At 71.9% G+C, this 17,654-nt stretch carries 20 protein-coding genes; 6 read left to right on the top strand and 14 right to left on the bottom strand.

Annotated elements, in window-relative coordinates; translation table 11 throughout:
- Window positions 1–40 precede the first annotated feature (40 nt).
- The 4 genes from LUM46_RS14780 to LUM46_RS14765 all read right to left on the bottom strand — a co-directional run bounded on the left by LUM46_RS14780 (window position 41) and on the right by LUM46_RS14765 (window position 4,097).
- Entirely contained in the window at window positions 41–1,147 is a 1,107-nt protein-coding gene (locus LUM46_RS14780; protein WP_274994872.1) for an aspartate-semialdehyde dehydrogenase, read from the bottom strand.
- 1 nt (window position 1,148) lies between these two features.
- Window positions 1,149–2,435, bottom strand: coding sequence for an aspartate kinase (locus tag LUM46_RS14775; RefSeq protein ID WP_274994870.1), 1,287 nt, complete (start codon window positions 2,433–2,435; stop codon window positions 1,149–1,151).
- A 134-nt stretch (window positions 2,436–2,569) separates the two neighbouring features.
- A complete protein-coding gene (locus tag LUM46_RS14770; protein WP_274994869.1) occupies window positions 2,570–3,340 on the bottom strand; it encodes a TSUP family transporter in 771 nt (256 codons plus the stop codon).
- Between the two features lie 13 nt (window positions 3,341–3,353).
- The gene (locus LUM46_RS14765; protein ID WP_274994867.1) at window positions 3,354–4,097 is read right to left on the bottom strand and encodes a YqjF family protein; all 744 of its coding nucleotides are present in this window, start codon (window positions 4,095–4,097) and stop codon (window positions 3,354–3,356) included.
- Window positions 4,098–4,158: 61 nt separating this feature from the next.
- Between LUM46_RS14765 and recR the strand changes: the two genes are divergently transcribed.
- Together recR and LUM46_RS14755 are read left to right on the top strand one after the other, a co-directional pair.
- Window positions 4,159–4,764 (top strand): recombination mediator RecR, encoded by a 606-nt coding sequence (recR, locus tag LUM46_RS14760; RefSeq protein ID WP_274994865.1) that lies wholly within the window; start codon window positions 4,159–4,161, stop codon window positions 4,762–4,764.
- Window positions 4,765–4,775: 11 nt separating this feature from the next.
- On the top strand, window positions 4,776–5,345 hold the full coding sequence (locus LUM46_RS14755; protein WP_274994862.1) for a DUF5063 domain-containing protein: 570 nt from the start codon (window positions 4,776–4,778) through the stop codon (window positions 5,343–5,345).
- 2 nt (window positions 5,346–5,347) lie between these two features.
- Here the strand turns inward: LUM46_RS14755 and LUM46_RS14750 are convergent, their stop codons facing one another.
- The 8 genes from LUM46_RS14750 to LUM46_RS14715 form a co-directional block, all read right to left on the bottom strand.
- A complete protein-coding gene (locus LUM46_RS14750; protein ID WP_274994860.1) occupies window positions 5,348–6,508 on the bottom strand; it encodes an ABC transporter permease in 1,161 nt (386 codons plus the stop codon).
- Entirely contained in the window at window positions 6,505–7,425 is a 921-nt protein-coding gene (locus LUM46_RS14745) for an ABC transporter ATP-binding protein (protein ID WP_274994859.1), read from the bottom strand. Before LUM46_RS14745 ends, LUM46_RS14750 begins: the two co-directional genes overlap by 4 nt.
- Before the next feature lie 35 nt (window positions 7,426–7,460).
- Window positions 7,461–8,942, bottom strand: a complete 1,482-nt coding sequence (locus tag LUM46_RS14740) for a serine hydrolase domain-containing protein (RefSeq protein ID WP_274994858.1) — start codon at window positions 8,940–8,942, stop codon at window positions 7,461–7,463.
- Between the two features lie 71 nt (window positions 8,943–9,013).
- The gene (locus LUM46_RS14735; protein ID WP_274994856.1) at window positions 9,014–9,829 is read right to left on the bottom strand and encodes a nucleotidyltransferase domain-containing protein; all 816 of its coding nucleotides are present in this window, start codon (window positions 9,827–9,829) and stop codon (window positions 9,014–9,016) included.
- A gap of 147 nt (window positions 9,830–9,976) precedes the next feature.
- On the bottom strand, window positions 9,977–10,426 hold the full coding sequence (locus LUM46_RS14730; RefSeq protein ID WP_274994855.1) for a GNAT family N-acetyltransferase: 450 nt from the start codon (window positions 10,424–10,426) through the stop codon (window positions 9,977–9,979).
- A gap of 45 nt (window positions 10,427–10,471) precedes the next feature.
- Window positions 10,472–11,050 carry an NADAR family protein gene (locus LUM46_RS14725; protein ID WP_274994853.1) on the bottom strand — a complete coding sequence of 193 codons (579 nt, stop codon included), beginning with the start codon at window positions 11,048–11,050 and terminating at the stop codon, window positions 10,472–10,474.
- A 37-nt stretch (window positions 11,051–11,087) separates the two neighbouring features.
- Window positions 11,088–11,480, bottom strand: coding sequence for a VOC family protein (locus LUM46_RS14720; RefSeq protein WP_274994852.1), 393 nt, complete (start codon window positions 11,478–11,480; stop codon window positions 11,088–11,090).
- Window positions 11,477–12,010, bottom strand: a complete 534-nt coding sequence (locus tag LUM46_RS14715) for a MarR family winged helix-turn-helix transcriptional regulator (protein WP_274994851.1) — start codon at window positions 12,008–12,010, stop codon at window positions 11,477–11,479. Before LUM46_RS14715 ends, LUM46_RS14720 begins: the two co-directional genes overlap by 4 nt.
- Before the next feature lie 77 nt (window positions 12,011–12,087).
- On the opposite strand from LUM46_RS14715, the gene LUM46_RS14710 reads away from it, so the two are divergent.
- Window positions 12,088–12,264: a hypothetical protein gene (locus LUM46_RS14710; protein WP_274994850.1), complete on the top strand. Its 177-nt coding sequence runs from the start codon at window positions 12,088–12,090 to the stop codon at window positions 12,262–12,264.
- A gap of 5 nt (window positions 12,265–12,269) precedes the next feature.
- Here the strand turns inward: LUM46_RS14710 and LUM46_RS14705 are convergent, their stop codons facing one another.
- On the bottom strand, window positions 12,270–12,695 hold the full coding sequence (locus LUM46_RS14705) for an NUDIX hydrolase (protein ID WP_274994849.1): 426 nt from the start codon (window positions 12,693–12,695) through the stop codon (window positions 12,270–12,272).
- A complete protein-coding gene (locus tag LUM46_RS14700) occupies window positions 12,692–15,382 on the bottom strand; it encodes a DNA polymerase III subunit gamma and tau (protein WP_274994848.1) in 2,691 nt (896 codons plus the stop codon). The genes LUM46_RS14705 and LUM46_RS14700 overlap by 4 nt, the downstream gene beginning before the upstream one ends.
- A gap of 161 nt (window positions 15,383–15,543) precedes the next feature.
- Between LUM46_RS14700 and LUM46_RS14695 the strand changes: the two genes are divergently transcribed.
- From LUM46_RS14695 to LUM46_RS14685, 3 genes are read left to right on the top strand one after another with little or no spacing between them, the layout of a single operon-like run.
- Window positions 15,544–16,110, top strand: coding sequence for a TetR/AcrR family transcriptional regulator (locus LUM46_RS14695; protein WP_274994846.1), 567 nt, complete (start codon window positions 15,544–15,546; stop codon window positions 16,108–16,110).
- The gene (locus LUM46_RS14690; RefSeq protein ID WP_274994845.1) at window positions 16,107–16,862 is read left to right on the top strand and encodes an ABC transporter ATP-binding protein; all 756 of its coding nucleotides are present in this window, start codon (window positions 16,107–16,109) and stop codon (window positions 16,860–16,862) included. Before LUM46_RS14695 ends, LUM46_RS14690 begins: the two co-directional genes overlap by 4 nt.
- Window positions 16,859–17,653: an ABC transporter permease gene (locus LUM46_RS14685; protein WP_274994844.1), complete on the top strand. Its 795-nt coding sequence runs from the start codon at window positions 16,859–16,861 to the stop codon at window positions 17,651–17,653. The genes LUM46_RS14690 and LUM46_RS14685 overlap by 4 nt, the downstream gene beginning before the upstream one ends.
- Window position 17,654 lies beyond the last annotated feature (1 nt).

The following is a 17,654-nucleotide window of genomic DNA, read 5'->3' as shown; positions in this document are numbered from 1 at the left end:
GGTCTGTCCCGCCCCCCTGGAGCGTCCGTCCGGCGGAGGCCTATGTGTCGGCGGCCTCCGCGGCGTCGAGGGTCGCCAGCTCAGCCAGGTCGGCCGCGATGAGCTCGGCGATCTGGATGGTGTTCAGGGCTGCGCCCTTGCGGAGGTTGTCGTTGCTGACGAACAGGACCAGGCCGCGGCCGTCCGGGACGGACTGGTCCTGCCGGATGCGGCCCACCAGGGACGGGTCGACGCCGGCCGCCGCGAGCGGCGTCGGGACGTCGGCCAGCTGGACACCCGGAGCGCCAGCCAGCAGCTTGCGGGCCTCGTCCGGGGTGATGGCTCGCCCGAACTCCGCGTGGATCGACAGCGAGTGCCCGGTGAACACCGGCACGCGCACGCAGGTGCCGGCCACCGCCAGGTCGGGCAGGCCCAGGATCTTGCGGGACTCGTTGCGGAGCTTCTGCTCCTCGTCGGTCTCGCCCGAGCCGTCGTCGACCAGGTTGCCGGCCAGCGGGAGCACGTTGAACGCGATGGGGGCCACGTACTGCTTGGGGTCCGGCAGGTCGACGGACCCGCCGTCGTGCACCAGGCCCTCGAGGCCCTGCTCGACACCCGAGCGCACCTGCCCGGCCAGCTCCTCCACGCCGGACAGGCCGGAACCCGACACCGCCTGGTAGGTCGCCACGCGCAGCCGCTCCAGCCCCGCGGCCTTCGCCAGCGGGGAGAGAACCGGCATCGCGGCCATCGTCGTGCAGTTCGGGTTGGCCACGATGCCCTTGGCCGCCTCGCTGATCGTCTCCGGGTTCACCTCGGAGACGACGAGCGGGACCTCGGGGTCGAGCCGCCAGGCCGACGAGTTGTCCACGACGAGCGCGCCCGCCTCCGCGAACCGCGGCGCGTGCTCGCGCGACGTGCCACCGCCGGCGGAGAAGAGGGCGATGTCGATGTCGGCGAGGTCGTCCGTCGCCGTCGCGGCGAGGTCCTCCACCGGCACGTCCACCCCGGCGAACGGCAGGGTGCTGCCCGCGGAGCGCGCGGACGCGAAGAACCGGATCGAGGCCACGGGGAAGTCCCGCTCCTCCAGCAGGCGCCGCATCACGGCCCCCACCTGGCCGGTGGCACCGGCGACGGCGACGTTCACGCCCTGGTCGGAGATCTGAGTCATGTCAGCGCCCCGTTCCCGCGTAGACGACTGCCTCGCCGTCGGCACCGTCGAGCCCGAAGGCGGTGTGCACGGCACGCACGGCGTCGTCGAGCGAGTCGGCACGGGTCACCACCGAGATCCGGATCTCCGAGGTGGAGATCATCTCGATGTTGATGCCGGCGTCCCGCAGCGCGGCGAAGAGCCGTGCCGAGACACCCGGGTGCGACTTCATGCCGGCACCCACGAGAGACAGCTTGCCGATCTGGTCGTCGAACTGCAGCGAGTCGAACCCGAGCTCCGCCTGCACGGCGGTGAGGGCCGCCATCGTGGCCGGGCCGTCCGAGCCCGGCAGCGTGAACGAGATGTCGGTCAGACCGGTGGACGCGGCCGACACGTTCTGCACGATCATGTCGATGTTCGCGCCCGTGCGGGCCACGACCTCGAAGATGCGGGAGGCCGAGCCCGGCACGTCCGGCACGTCGACGACGGTGATCTTCGACTCGGACCGGTCGTGCGCCACACCGGAGATGATCGCGGCTTCCATGGTGCTCTCCTTCAACTTCTGGGGCTTCATGTCCTCTGAGCTCACGCGTGTGCCGTCGTGCGCGCTGAACGAGCTGCGCACGTGGATCGGCACGTTGTACCGCCGCGCGTACTCCACGCTACGCAGCGCGAGCACCTTGGCACCGCAGGCCGCGAGCTCGAGCATCTCCTCGTAGGAGGCCCACTCGATCTTCCGGGCGTTGGGCACGATGCGCGGGTCGGCGGTGAAGACGCCGTCCACGTCCGTGTAGATCTCGCAGACGTCGGCGTCGAGGCCGGCCGCGAGCGCCACCGCGGTGGTGTCGGAACCGCCCCGCCCGAGGGTCGTGACGTCGTTCGTCGACTGGGTGACGCCCTGGAAACCGGCCACGATCGCGACCTGCCCCTTGTTCAGGGTCTCGCGGATGCGGTGCGGTACGACGTCGACGATCCGTGCCCGTCCGTGCACCGCGTCGGTGATGAGACCCGCCTGCTGGCCGGTGTAGGACTTGGCCTTCACGCCCAGGTTGGTGATCGCCATCGCCAGGAGCGACATGGAGATGCGCTCGCCCGCGGTGAGGAGGATGTCGAGCTCCCGCTTGGGCGGGAGCGGGGTGATCTGCTGCGCGAGGTCGAGGAGCTCGTCCGTGGTGTCGCCCATGGCGCTCACCACGACGACGACGTCGTTGCCAGCCCTCTTCGCTTCGGCGATCCGCTTCGCGACGCGCTTCACGCTGCGCGCGTCCCCGACCGAGGATCCGCCGTACTTCTGCACGACAAGTGCCATGCGCCTGCCTTCCGTTGCCGGCCGCCGTCTGTCTCAACGGTCCGCCGGGTGGTTGGGTTTGCGGGTCGATGGTAGACGCTTGGTGATCCCAGGGGTAGTCCGTCCCACGTCATGAGCCCGGGGCGGGCGGGTCGTCAGGCGAAGACGTCCCAGGCCAGGCGGGCGATCAGCGCACCGACCACTATGACGAACACCACACGGACGAACTTCGAGCCCTTGGCCACCGCCATCCTGGCCCCGATGTAGGCGCCGACGAGGTTCGCCACGCCCAGACCGAGGCCGAGGCTCCAGATGACGGCTCCGCTCGGCACGAAGAAGATCAGGGCGCCCGCGTTGGTCGCGAAGTTCACGATCTTCGCGATGGCCGACGCCGGGAGGAACGAGTACCCGAGGGCGCTCACGAGGCTGATGACCAGGAACGTGCCGGTGCCCGGGCCGAGCAGCCCGTCGTAGGCACCGATCAGCAGGCCGATCACGGCGGCGATCCGTTTGTGCCCGTTACCGACCCACCGCAGGTTGTCGTGCTGGCCGACGTTCGGCTTGAGCAGCGTCCAGGCCAGGACGCCGACGAGCACGACGAGGATCATCGGCTTGAAGAGCTGCTCCGGCATGTGTGCGGCGCCGATGGCGCCGCCGAACGCTCCGGCCAGGGCGGCGAGCGCCATCGGCCCGGCGGTGCGCAGGTCGGGCTGGACCCGCCGGTAGTACGTGATGGCGCTGGTGGAGGTGCCCATGATGCTGCCGAGCTTGTTGGTCGCCAGGGCCTGCACGGGGCTGATGCCCGGGACGAGCAGGAGCGCGGGCAGCTGGATCAGCCCGCCGCCGCCCACCACGGCATCGACCCAGCCGGCGGCGAGGCCGGCGAGCAGGAGGAGGACGATGGTGAGGAGATCGAGTTCGGGCACGGGTGCATTGTGCCTAGAAGGCGCTGCCGCGGCGGACGGTGACCAGGGAGCCGTCGGCGATGAACGCCGACGTCGGTTCGGCGGCGAGGCTCTCGACGAACCGACGGCCGTAGACCTGCTCGACGTCGCACTCGAACGACGGCTCGCGGGCCTGCCAGACGCTCCAGCTCGGGTGCTCGACCCGGTACTCGACGGAACCGCCGCCGCGCTGTGCGGCGTAGCCCCAGTAGTGCTCGGTGATGAACTCCTCCTGGGACCCCTCGACGGGCTGGCGCGCGGCGCCCTCGGTGGTGGCGCGGACGTGGTGCCAGGCCCCGGCGTCACGCCAGGAGTACTCGACCAGGCCGCCGGACGCGACCTCGCCGTCGTGCAGGTCGATCCGGTGCCGCATCGGCCGGGCCACGTACTTCTCGCCGTAGACGGCGCGCGCGACAGCGGCCAGCGCGGGGCGGGGCACGATCTCCTTGACGAAGACGACACCGCGCCGCCATCCGTCGTCCGCGCGGCGGCGGACGTAGAACCGCAGGTTGATCTCGTCGAAGTGCCGGTGGAAGGGGACCGGCACGCCGAGCAGGCGGGTGTCGAGGAACTGGAACCCGACGGCGCTCACGAAGTGCCTGCCGTCCCACGTGTCGAGCTCGACACCGTGCGGCACGAGCGGCCGCAGGACCGCGGGATCGGTCTCGTAGCTGAGCATCACCAGCCGCCGCCACTGCGCGGTGAGGAACTTCCCGGTACGCACCTCGGGTCCTGTCACGCGGGGAACGTACCAGTCCCGGCAGTCCGGATGTGGGTGGCGACCCGTAGGCTGACCTCTTGTGTACGAAGGCGCGGTCCAAGACCTGATCGACGAGCTCGGCCGGCTTCCCGGCGTCGGGCCCAAGAGCGCGCAACGCATCGCGTTCCACCTGCTCGCGACCGACAACCAGGAGGTCAAGCGGCTGGTCGACGCACTCACCGAGGTGAAGCTCCGCGTCCAGTTCTGCGAGCTGTGCGGCAACGTGGCCGAGGCCGAGCGCTGCCGTGTCTGCCTCGACCCGCGGCGCAGCGACGACGTGATCTGCGTCGTCGAGGAGCCCAAGGACGTGGTCGCCATCGAGCGCACGCGCGAGTTCCGTGGTCGCTATCACGTGCTCGGCGGTGCCATCAACCCGATCGAGAACGTCGGTCCGGACGACCTGCGCATCAGCGAGCTCCTGGCCCGGCTCGCGGACGGGACGGTGCAGGAGGTCATCCTCGCCACCGACCCGAACGTCGAGGGTGAGGCCACGGCGACCTATCTTTCCCGACTGATGGCCCACATGGGTATCACTGTCTCGCGGCTGGCCTCGGGTCTCCCCGTGGGTGGAGACTTGGAGTACGCGGACGAGGTGACGCTCGGTCGCGCGTTCGAAGGCCGCCGTGTCATCGGCAACGACAAGTAGGTGGGATCACGATGAGTGAGATAACCCCTGGGTCGGACCTCCGCGAGGTCGCAGACCAGGTGTCCGCACAGGCACGGACGTTCCTGTCGACGGTGACCCAGGTCGCGTCCGGAGGCATGCCGGGGGCGGAGCTCTCGCTACTCACTCTCGCGACGTCCGATCTGCTCGCGGCCGGTGCCCGGCTCGCGGCGATCGTGGACGTGGTGCCCAAGGAGCGGTACGAGCCGGACGCCGGCCCTGACACCGACCTCGACCCGCTCCGTGAGGCGCTGTCCAAGATGTTCGACGGGTTCGACGACTACACCGAGGTCGTGGACCCGGTGCTGGGCGAGGAGACCGGTTCCGCGTCGCTGTCCGGCGACCTCGCGTGCGTCGCCGAGGCGCTGGCCAAGGGCCTGCAGCACTTCGACAGCGGCCACGAGCTCGAGGCGCTGTGGTGGTGGCAGTTCTCCTACTTCTCGCTGTGGGGCGAGCGCGCGGCGTCCGCCCTGCGAGTGCTGCAGGGCCTGCTGGCGCACGTACGCCTCGACGTGGAGGACGACGTAGCCGCCGAGGCGGAGTACGACGCCCTCCACTCCTGAGCTCAGGCGACCCTGGTGCCCTGCGGCAGCTCGGCCGTCGGGATCCGCAGGCGGTTCACCGCCACGAACACGCCCGCCGCGCCGAGCAGCAGGTCGAAACCGAGGCCCCACGGCCAGACGAGCTGGTCGGTGACCTGGACCGGTTCCACCGGGGAGTCGGGCTGGACCTCCCGGCCGTTCTCGTACACGTAGTCGCTGCACCAGTCCTGCGGTCCTGTGTCGCCGGTCCGCGCGTACCGGACGCCGTACTGCAGCATCGCGAGCATGTTGCCGTCGTTGGCCAGGGCCTCGACGTTGCCGTTGAGAGGCTGTGCGTCAGCGACCACGACGAACGGGTTCGGGGCCAGCAGCCACCAGGTGCGCTCGCTGTGCCACACGGGCAGCTCGTGCGTGCGCCACTCGCACTCGGGTGCGGTGGTCTCCTCCCAGGTGTACCCGGTCTCGACGTCCCACACCTCGACCTTCTCCGTGGTGCTGGTGACGGGCACGAGCAGGCCGAACAGGATCGGCAGCGCCACCGTGACGGCCCCGATGGTCAGGTAGGTCAGCACCGCCGACCCCGACGTCTTGCTCACCAGGGCCGAGAAGCCCAGCCCGATGGCACAGACGACGCCGAGCACCAGCGCCAGCATGAGCACCGTGGTCAGCAGCGCGAGCCAGTGCACCCCGCCCCCGACCAGCGCCCACACGAGGAACGGGATGCTCGCCACGAGGAACGCGAGCGCCGCGATCCAGGACGCGGCGAGCTTGCCCAGCACGATCTCGGCCGGCGAGAGCAGGGTGACCTGCAACGTCGCGAGCGTGCCGGCGTTCCGGTCGCCGTTGATCGCCCCCGACGACAGGGTCGGCGCCACCAGCAGCCCCAGGAACAGCACGAACCCGACGACGATGCTGTAGACCGTCCCGCCGAACGATTCGCCGCCGCCCAGGCCGGAGTCGTCCGAGAGCATCTGGAACGCGCCAGTGGTCAGCAGGGTGATCAGGCCGACCACCGCGAACCAGACGATCAGTGCGGTCTTCCATCGTGTCGAGCGCACCCGCTGGCGCAGCTCCAGCACGGTCACGGTGCGCAGACCGTGCCAGGACAGGGACCAGGTGCCGCGACCGCGGGCTGCTCCGCCGTCGGCCGGTGCGGACCCGACGACCTCCACGTCAACGCTCATCGTCGCTCCTCCTCGAGTGCCAGGTAGGCCTGTTCCAGCACGCCACCCGCGGGGGCCAGGCTCGAGACGGCGACGCCGCCCTCGACCGCCGACCGCAGCAGCGCCGCGGCCGCCGCGTCCCCCGACAGCTCGACGAGCAGCCCGGTCCCGTCGGCCTCCTGGTGGTAGGCGGGACCGTTCTCGTCCAGCCAGGCCGCGAGCGCCGCGGGGTCCAGGCCGGTCAGGCGCCACGTCCGCGGGCGGTCGCCGTCGGCGACGGACCGGGTGTCGACGGTGCGGCCGCCCGAGATGAACACCGCGTCGTCGGCCATCTCGTCGAGCTCGGTGAGCACGTGCGAGGAGACCAGGATCGTCTTGCCCTCGGCCGCGAGGTGACGGAGGAGCACGCGCAGGTCCACACGGGAGCGCGGGTCCAGGCCCGAGGCGGGCTCGTCGAGGAGCAGGACGTCGGGGTCGTGCACCAGCGCACGGGCCAGGCCGAGCCGCTGCTTCTGGCCGCGGGACAGGACGTGCGCGGGCTGGTCGGCCAGCTCCGACAGGTGCACCAGCTCCAGCAGCTCGCTCGCGCGGTCCCGGCCGGCGGCGGCGTCGATCCGGTACGCCGCCGCGACGGTGGTCAGCACCTCGCGCGCCGTGAGGGAGTCCCACGTGCCGAAGACGTCGGGCATCCAGCCGGTCCGCGAACGCGCCACGTAGCTCTCGGCGACCGGGTCCGCGCCGGCGATGCGGATGCTGCCCGCGTCCGGCGCCAGGAGGCCGGCGAGCATGAGGAGAAGGGTCGTCTTGCCCGACCCGTTGGGGCCGATGAGCGCGGTGACCCGACCAGGTGCGGCGACCAGGTCGACATCAGCCACCGCGTGCACCGGGCCGAAAGAACGCCGCACGCCCTGCGCGCGGATACCACCGTCTGGGGTCATGCCGGGACACTAGCGTGGCTCGGGCCCCCGGGCCGTCAGCCCGTGGGATGAACCTGCTGTCGGTCCCGACGCGCCCTCCCGAGCACGTTCAGCACGCCGCACTCGCCGAAGGCCACGTTCTGGTCGATCCGCACGGCCACGTCCTCACCGGCGAACCGCAGCTCCAGGCGCAGCTCGAACGGGGTGCCGACGAACACCATCCGGCCGTGCAGCGTGAGCTCGTCGGTCCAGGCCGCCGCGGTCGCGACGTCGGCCGGTGCGCCCTGGAGCGAACAGGTTCCCGGACTCCACTCCTCGTGACCGAACCGCACCACGAGGTCCGATCCGTCGACCGTGAGGGCGATCTCGGTGCGACCGTCGGCGTCGCGGCCCAGCGTGAGAGCGGTGAAGCCCCGCGGGTTCGGTTCGAGGTCGTAGGTCACGCCCAGGAGCGACTCCTCCACCGGGGACGACTCCGCCCCCACGGGCGTGCGCAGCGCAAGCTCCAGCGGGGCGGCGACGTCCGCGTCCTCGAGCGCCCGCGTCTCGGCGGCCGTGGGCGTGACCCAGACATAGTCGGGCAGCAACGTCTCCCAGACCACGTCGAGCACCGACTGCAGGTCCGCGAGGCCCGACGTCATGACGATCACCAGGTCCTTCTCCGGCCAGACCACGACGTACTGCCCGAACGCGCCGTCGGCCCGGTAGGCGCCGTGCCGGCACTGCCAGAACTGGTAGCCGTAGCCCTGGCTCCACTCGGGCCAGTCGTGCGGACCGTTCGGCACCTGCCGCGCCGTCGCGGCCGACACCCACTCCGCGGGGACGAGCTGCTTGCCCTCCCAGACGCCGCCCTGCAGGTAGAGCTGGCCGAACGCCGCCATCTCCTCGGTGGTGATCGACAGCCCGAACCCGCCGGTGTCGATACCGTCCGGGTCCTGCTCCCATGCGGCGTGCGTGATGCCGAGCGGCGCCAGGAGACGCGGCGTCAGGTAGTCGAGCAGGCGCTCCCCCGTGAGCCGGTGCAGGATGGCCGACAGCAGGTAGGTGGCACCCGTGTTGTACACGAAGTGCGTGCCCGGCTCGTGCACCACCGGCTGCGCCAGGATCGTACGGGCCCAGCGGGCTCCCGGCAGGGAGATGGTCCGGTCGATGCCCTCCATGGTGGAGGCGTCGTGGCCCGTCGTCATGGTCAGCAGGTCGCGCACACGCATCGCCCGGAGGAGCTCGCTGGGGTCGGCGGGGGCATCGTCCGGCAGGAGGTCGATCACCCTGTCGTCCAGCGTCAGCAGCCCCTCGTGGACCGCGGTCCCGACCGCCGTCGACGTGAAGCTCTTGCTCACCGAGAACATGGTGTGCGGGCGTTCGGCGGTGTGGGGGTGCCACCAGCCCTCGGCGAGCACGCGCCCGTGCCGCACCACCATCACGCTGTGCACGTCCTCGAGGCGGTCGAGGCGGTCGACGAGGCGCCGCACCGCGGCAGGGTCGACCCCCTCGGCCGCTGGGGTGGAGCGGGGCAGGATCCGCGACATGCTGGGCATGTCCTTTCGCTCGGCGACGCGGCATTGTTCCGCACCCGGCACGACGCAGGGAGCGGGAGACCGCCATGCGGTCAGGACGGCACGCCGACCAGCCGTCGGAACCCGTCCTCGGCCAGCGTCCACGCTCGCGCGCGGGCGTCGTCCGCTCCTGGCGACCTCGGCTGCGGTGGCTCCGCCTCGGCGTGCCGCAGCTCCGTCTCGACGAAGTCCAGGAGGACGTCGGGCACCATCAGGGCGCCCAGCTCCCGTGTCAGCGACTTGCGGTCGATCAGCTCGTCGACAGCGGTCCGGACGTCGTCGGGCACGGCGGCACCGGCCACGAGAGTCGGCAGGTCCATCGGGGGCAGCGCCGAGTCCGCTCGCACGCGCATCCAGCGCAGTGTGGCCGCCGGACGCAGGGCGTAGAAGAACTTCTTCGCCACACCGCTCGAGGCCAGCAGCGCCAGGTTGTTCCTGGCCACGTGCACGTAGTGCTTCCGCAGCGCATGCCGGTCGGTCACGTCATGGGCAAGCGCCACGAGCTCGTCGCGAAGGACCGCGTCACCGCGGTACACGATCGGCGAGCGCAGCCACTCCCCCACCGTCGCGTTTCCCTTGACCATCAGCCCGAAGGCCTTGCGCACGTCCCAGCCGTTGACGTCGAAGACCTTGTCCAGCGGCGTCTCGATCACGTCACGCCGCGATCGGAGTCCCAGGTAGTCCGCCACCGGGCGCGTGTACAGGAAGCGGCAGTCGTAGTCCGAGTCCGGAGAGGGGAAGCCCCATGCGCGGCTTCCGCTCTCGATGGCCCACACCACGCTGACGCCCTGCTCCTCCTCGACACCGTCCAGGCGCGCGTCGATGGCACGGACGACGTCCGGGTCCATCGAGGCGGGGATGTTGCGCATCTCCGGAACGTAGCGGCCGGAAGACGGTGTCGTCGCGGTCTTTTCCTGGCCGGGCCGGTGCCCGGCGGTGCGGCAGCTCTCATGCGCCGGCCGGCTGCGGCGTCGGCTGCTCGACGGGATCCAGGACTGGCTCGGCTCCTGGGAGCGTCAGAGCAGCAGCTCCCCCACCACCTCCCCGAACAGATGGTTCCCCGTCTTCCGGAAGCCGCAGCGCAGGTAGAACTCCTCAGGCCCGTCCGGGCCCGGGACCCACAGGACGGTGATGCGGTCGAGCCCACGGCGCCGGGCCTCCTCGGCCACCTGATCGACGGCAAATCTGCCCACCCCGCGCATCCGCGCCTCGCGTGCCACGTTGAGGCGCCAGATCCCGGCGCGGAACTCCGGGATCTCCTCGTCCGGGTTCCAGTTCGCCATCACGAAGCCGACCACCTCGTCGCCGTCGAGAACGACCCTGGGCCAGGCGGTGGGATTGACGTAGGCCTCCGCGACCGACCAGGCGACCGGCGCCACCGGCTCCTCGTCGGCTGCCTGAGGGGGCAACCGAAGGGCTCCGAAGAGGTTGTCGGGAGTGAGCTCCGCGAGCTGCAGGTTGGCCATGGACCTGACTCTTCCACGAGCCACTGACACGGCAAGGCCGGGCGGTCAGGCGCGAAGCCGCTCCCGAGCCTCCATCAGAGCGAACCCCAGCACGTTGAGTCCGCGCCAGGCTGCCGGGTTCTCGGCGTTCTCGTTCTTCGCGCCCATCCCGATCCCCCAGACCCGGTCTCGCGGGCTCGCTTCGACGAGCACCCGCGAGCCGGTGCGCAGCAGGAACTCCTGCAGGTCCGGGTGGGCCGCGAACTTGTGGACGTTGCCCCGCACCACGACCTCGAACCGCTCGCGCGCCCAGACGTCTCCGTCGAAGTCGCGGACGGCCCGCCCGGCGGCCTTGGCCAGAGCCGGGTTCGGGGCATCGATCGCCGCCCGCTCGGCATCCGGGTCCCGGAACAGCCGCGCCTTCTCCGCCATCATCCAGTGCTCAGCGGTGGCGTAGCGTTCGCCGGCCACCTCGAACGGAGCAACGAACCACTGGCTCAAGCTCCCCTTGCCAGCGGTGCCATCGGTCTCGGGCTGGTGTCCCCAGAAGTGCAGGTACTTGACTGCGGCTCCGGCCTCGATCAACAGCCGGAGCTCGTCCACCGAGCGGGCGAGTGCAGGTCGGAGCACGACGTTGTTGGACATGCGACGCAGTGTTCCAGGAGCGACTGACATCGAACGCTCAGGCCGCGACGACCTCGACCTCGTAGCCGTCCTCGTTCTCCAGATAGGCGGCGTAGTGGTCCGCCCCGCCGGCGTGCGGATGCTTGTCGGGAAACAGCAGCGCCCAGCCGTGGGCGGGCGCCGCCTCGACGAGCTGATCCACCTCGTCACGCGTGCCGCCCTGGAACGCGACGTGGTTGATCCCCGGGGCGAGCCGGTCGTGGGCGTCCGCGGCGAGCGCCGGGCTCTGCTCGACGACGACATAGGTGCCGTCGAGGATCCAGCTCACCCCGACGCTCCAGCGCTGGTGCTCGACGTAGCCGAGGCTGGCGAGGAGCCAGCCCCACGACCGCTCCGCCCGGACGAGCGACGGGACCCACAGCTCGACATGGTGCAGGCGGCCGCGACTCATGGTGCGGCCGCCGCGATGACCCGGGTGAGGCTGCGGTGCAGCGCCGTGAGCTCCTCGGCGGACATCCCCAGGCGCGCCATGATGGCCGGCGGTACGAGGAGCGCCTGCTCCCGCAGTGCGCGCCCTTCCTCCGTGAGCTCGACGGCGAGCGCCCGTTCGTCACGAGGATCGCGCCGCCGCGTGACGTAGCCGATCGCTTCGAGGCGCTTGAGCAGCGGGGACAAGGTGCCGGGGTCGAGCTGCAGCAGCCCGCTGAGCTGCTTGACCGAGAGCGGCGACCGTTCCCACAGGGCGAGCATGACCAGGTACTGCGGGTGGGTGATACCCATCGGCTCGAGGAGCGGCCGGTACAGCGCGATGACGCTGCGCGAGGCGACGGCGAGTGCGAAGCACACCTGGCGATCGAGGGCCAGGAGGTCGTCGGGGGTGGTCTGGCCTCCGTCGGCAGGGTCTGCCGCAGGGACGTCGAGGCCGGACGACCCTTCCAGGTCGGACAGCGACGCGGCACCCGCGCGAGACATGGCGTTCATGCGGCTCCTCTCGGACATTGACCAGCGTAACAGTTTGTGTGCAAACTGTTTGTACACCAATTAAACGGAGGAACGGCATGCGCAACCGCGACGGTCTGACCCTGGGGTACCGCTTCACGTGGCGGCTCAACTGGTTGCTGCTGCACGTCGCCGGTCCCGCCGAGCAGGCTGACGACACCGACCCCCGGCGTCGGATGGAGCGCGAGCGGGCCGCGCGCGTGGCGCGGTACCGGGCGGAGCAGGGCAAAAGCTGAGACGTTCAGTGCCCGGCAGCGACCAGCAGGTCCCGGGACAACGGCGCGAGCGGATAGCTCGCGACCGGGTCGGCAGGATCGATCCACACCAGCTCCTCGAGCTCGGCCTGCACCGCGATCTCGGTGCCGGGCCGCAGGCGCACCCGGTAGGCGTGCGCATCGACGATGTGGTCCGGCTCGTTGGCGGCCGGCGCACCGAACCGGCCGAGGATCTCGATGTCGGCCGGTTCGAGCCGCACGCCGACCTCCTCCTCGAACTCCCGCAGCAGGGCCGCCAGGGGCGCTTCGCCCGGCTCGATCTTGCCGCCCACCTGCATGAATGACTGCGTACCGCGCTTGCGGACCAGCAGATGCCGCCCGTCGGCACGCTCCACGACGGCCGCGACGATCCGAAGCGTCGTGATCGGACCGATGGCGCCGTCCCCGCTCACGGCTGCTCCACGATCTCGTCGATCACCGTGCCGCCCAGGACCTGCACCACGAGCGGCACCCCGACCATGCCGGCCGACGCGATGTCCGGGTCGTCGGCGGACGGCTCGTCGTAGAAGTCGGGCTCGTCGGCCGGGGCCGCCGCCCGGGACGTGCTCGCCGCCGCGCCCGCGGCGGTCCCTCGACGCGGCTCGGCATCAGCACCGCTCGCCGCTCTCGCCCGGCGTTCGTTCGCCTGGCGTAGCGCCTCGCGCGCTCCGCCCGCCCCCGACATCGGGGCTCGCGCGGGCGCCGGGGCCTGGTCCTCGTAGACGGGCTCGGGCTCCGGCATGTCGTAGTCGGCGGGAGGCTCGGTCGCGCTGGCGCCCGAGAGCCATGCCTCGTCCGCTGCGCTCGCCGCCGACGGAGGTCTGGCCGCGGGCCGAGCAGGCTCCGGACGACCGGGCTCGGGACCAGACGGCTCGGGCCGGGAGGGCTCTGGGCGTTCGGCGACCGCGACACTCCCCTGGGCCGACACCGGCGCCAGTGCCGCCGATCTTCCGGAGAGACCGCCGCCCGCGGCGCCTGCTGCTGCCGTCGCGGCAGCGCCGGCGACGGGCAGCGCATCGGCCGAGGCCGACGGCGCGGACACCGTGGCCGCACGCCCGCCGGGCGGCGGCACGTCGGGCCACTCGGGTGCCGCGGCGGCGGTGGGTGCCGGGGCCTCGCGTCGAGGCTCGCCCGACGCCGGACCGGCGCCACCGCCCGAAGGACCACCACCCGACGAGGCCCCACCCGACGGCCCGCCGCCGGAGGTTCCACCGCCGCTCGCCTCACCGCCACCGGCCGGCCCCTCGTCGAGAGTCGCCTCGACCCGGACCCGGATGCCCAGCGTCTGGTAGACCGCTTCCTCCACAGCGCTGGTGTGCCGTGCGTTCGAGAACGTACGCGCCAGGCCAGGGGCAGCGAAGCCCAGCTTCAGCGTGTTGCCCTCCAGGGCGACGACCTGCGCGTTCGGCCCGACGAGCGACCACGTGACACGCGCAGCGGCGAGCGCACCGAGCACCTCGGGCCAGCGCCGTCGGACCGTCTCCGTCGTGACGCCCGGCTCCGCGCCCGGGGACCCGGAGGCCGGCGCAGCCGACGGCGCAGCCGACGCGGACGCGTCGGCCGGCTCCGGTACGGGCCGTGCGGGAGCCTGCTGCACCGGAGACTCTGGTGCTGGGGACTCCTGCGCTGGGGACTCCTGAACCGCGGGTTCCGGCTCGGGCTCTGCCCGTGCGGTGGGCCCGGAAGCGCCTTCGCCTGCGGACGAGGGCTCTGCCGCGGCGACAGGTGCCGCGGGGGCGGCCTTCGCCTCGGGCCGAGCAGGTTCCGGCGCAGCAGGCTGGCCCGGCTCGCCCCGCTTCTTGCGTGCGTCGAGCACCGCACGTGCGGCGGCGGCCCCGGCGAGCCCGCCCGTCGTCGGCTCCGGAGCCGGCGCACCGTCCGGCGCCGCGTCGCGGCCCGGCCCGGGCGCGGCCGGCGCCCCGGACGCCACGATGCCGCCACGTTCCAGCCGGTCGATGCGCGCCGCGAGACCCGCTGTGCCGTCGTCGGCCCCGGGCAGGAGCAGGCGAGCGCACAGCAGCTCCAGGTGCAGGCGCGGAGACGTGGCGCCCGTCATCTCGGTGAGGGCGGCGTTCACGAGGTCCGCGGCCCGGGAGAGCTCCGCCACCCCCAGCCGTCCCGCCTGGGTCCGCATGCGCTCGAGCTGATCGGTGGGTATGCCTCGCAGCACGGCACTGGCAGCGTCACCCGAGACACCGATGACGATGAGGTCACGCAGGCGCTCCAGCACGTCCTCGACGAACCGGCGCGGCTCGTGCCCCGTCGCGATGATCTGGTCGACGACCCGGAAGATCGATCCCCCGTCGCGTGCGGCGAGCGCGTCCACGACGTCGTCCAGCAGCGTCGCGTGCGTGAAGCCGAGCAGGCCGACCGCGAGGTCGTAGTCGACGACGCCGCCCGTGGCCCCGGCGATGAGCTGGTCCATCACGGACAGGGAGTCACGCACCGAACCGCCGCCCGCACGGGTGACCAGCGGGAGCACTCCGCCACCCACCTCGACTCCCTCGGCACCGCAGAGCTGCTCGAGGTACGGGGACAGCACGTCCGGCGGCACGAGCCGGAACGGGTAGTGGTGGGTGCGCGACCGGATGGTGCCGATCACCTTGTCCGGCTCCGTGGTCGCGAAGATGAACTTGATGTGGGGCGGCGGCTCCTCGACGATCTTCAGCAGCGCGTTGAAGCCCTGCGGCGTCACCATGTGCGCCTCGTCGAGGATGAAGATCTTGTACCGGTCGCGAGCCGGGGCGAACGTGGCCCGTTCGCGCAGGTCACGCGCGTCGTCCACACCGTTGTGCGACGCCGCGTCGATCTCCACCACGTCGAGCGAGCCGGAGCCGCCGCGCGCCAGCTCGACGCACGAGGGGCACTCGCCGCACGGGGTGTCGATCGGCGTCTCGGGCGTGTTCTTCGCGCAGTTGAGCGTGCGGGCGAGGATGCGTGCCGACGTGGTCTTTCCGCAGCCTCGTGGACCGCTGAAGAGATAGGCGTGGTTGACCCTCCCGCTGCGCAGGGCCTGCATGAGGGGGCCCGTGACGTGGTCCTGGCCGATCACCTCGGCGAACGTCTCGGGCCTGTAGCGGCGGTATAGGGCGGTGCTCACCCCCGCAACGATAGACGGCCTCACCGACACTCGGAGGACAGCCGTCCACAGGTCCGGATTCGACCCGAAGCGCGGCGTTCCTCCGACCCGAGCGGCACGTCGCGTGACCGGGTTCGACCCCAGCCTCGCCACCGCTAAATGTTAGTGACTAACATTTAACTGTGGTCACACCCCGTACCCTCCGCACCCGGGCCCGCATCCTCGATGCCGCGCTCGACCTCTTCGAGCGCCAGGGCTACGACGCCACCACGGTGAACCAGATCGCCGACGCGGCGGGCATCACGCCGATGACGTTCTTCCGGCACTTCCCCACGAAGGATGCCGTACTCGTCACGGACCCGTACGACCCGCTCATCGCGGACGCCGTCGGCGCCCAGCCGGCCGACCTCTCGCCCCTGGAACGCACCCGCCTGGGCCTGCTCACCGCGCTCGGCGACATCACCCCCACCGAGGACACGACCGCCAGGCGCCGGGTGGCCCTGGTCGCGCAGTCCCCCTCGCTCCGTGCGGCCGTCTCGGTGGGCACCGATGCCACCCAGCAGGCGATAACAGACCGGCTGGTGGCCGACGGCACCGATCCCCTCGACGCCGCCATCGCCGCCTCTGCCTGTCTCGCCGCGACCACCGCGGCCCTCCTGGCCTGGGGCTCGGCGCCCAGCGACGTCACCCTCACCGACCTCGTCCGCCGCGCCCTCGCGCAGCTCGCCCCGGCAGGAGCCACGTCGTGACGGCGCTCCGGCTCGACAACGTCACGCACACCTTCGGCGAGCGCTCAGCCCTCGACCGCCTCACGCTGACCGTCCGGCCCGGACAGGTCACCGCCCTGATCGGCCTCAACGGCGCCGGCAAGACGACGGCGCTGCGCGCGTTGTCCGGCCGTCTGCATCCCACGGACGGGGAGGCGACGATCCTGGGACACGACCCTGCTGACCTGCCCTTCGACGTCGCCGCGCGGTTCGGTCACGTCGTCGACACACCCCTGGTCTACCCCGACCTGACGGTCACGGAGAACCTCCGCTGCGCGGCCCGGCTGCACGGACGGTCACGGCGCGCAGCGATACCGGCGGCGAGCGCCGCCGTCGACCGGATGGGCCTGGAGGCCTGGCGGCACGCGCGCGCCAGGACGCTCTCGATGGGCAACCGGCAGCGCCTGGGCATCGCCTGCGCGACCTTCCACCGGCCTTCCGCCGTGATCCTTGACGAGCCGACGAGCGCCCTCGACCCGCAGGGCGTCGTCCTCGTGCGCGAGCTGGTCCGCGGCCTGGCCGACGACGGCGCGGCGGTGCTCGTCTCGAGCCATCACCTCGACGAGGTGGCGCGCATCGCCGACGAGATAGTGGTGCTGCACGCCGGGCGCGACGTCGGGCGCCTCGAGCCGGGCGGCACCGACCTGGAACAGCGGTTCTTCGCCATGGTGCTCGACGCCGATACGCGGGCTGCGGCCGACGCCCACACCACGACCCCCGGAGGCCGGGCATGACTGCCGTCGCCAACCTCGGCGCCGCGTTCTCCGTCGAGGCGCTCAAGCTGCGCCGCTCGGTCGTCGCACGCGTGGCCACGCTGCTGCTCGTCCTGCTGGTGCCGCTCGGCAGCGTGGGCGTCGTGGCGCTGGCCCGGTCGCCGCGGGCCGTGGGCGCGACCGCGGCCAAGCTGGCCGACTACGCGACGGGCGATCTCGCCACGACCCACCTGCTGGCGTGTGCCCAGATCCTCTCCGTCGCGGCGCTGGTCGCGGGCGGGTTCTTCCTCGCGTGGTCGTTCGGCCGGGAGCTGGAGAGCGGCACAGCGGGCGCACTGTTCGGCCTCGCCGTGCCGCGCGGCACGATCGCCCTGGCCAAGTGCCTGGTCGCGCTGGCCTGGATCGCCGTGTGCGTCGTGGTGGCGGTCGCCGTGACCGTCACCGCTTCGGCCGTGGTGACGGCAGGGTCGGGCGCATCCTTCGTCGGAGCCTGGGCCGGTGCGCGCACCGCACTCGTCGCCGGGCTCCTCGGTGGTGGCCTGGCCCTGCCGTTCGCCTGGCTCGCGACGGTGACGCGCAGCCAGCTCGGCACCGTGGGCGGGCTGGTCGGCATGGTGGCGCTCACCCAGATCGTCGTCCTGCTCGGGGGCGGGTCATGGTTCCCCTACGCCGCGCCGTCACTGTGGACCGGCATGGGTGGCGCCGCAGCAGCAGCCGCCGTCGGCCTGCCCCATCTGCTGCTCGCTGCGGCGGTCGCCCCGGTCGCCCTCGCCGCCGTCGTGCAGACCTGGCGGCGCCTCACCGACGTGTGAG

It is taken from the genome of Promicromonospora iranensis, from assembly GCF_028994805.1.
GTDB classification, from domain to species: Bacteria; Actinomycetota; Actinomycetes; order Actinomycetales; family Cellulomonadaceae; genus Promicromonospora; species Promicromonospora iranensis.
The sequence above is the reverse complement of the archived record's forward strand: the minus strand, read 5'-3'. Positions and strand labels throughout refer to the sequence as shown.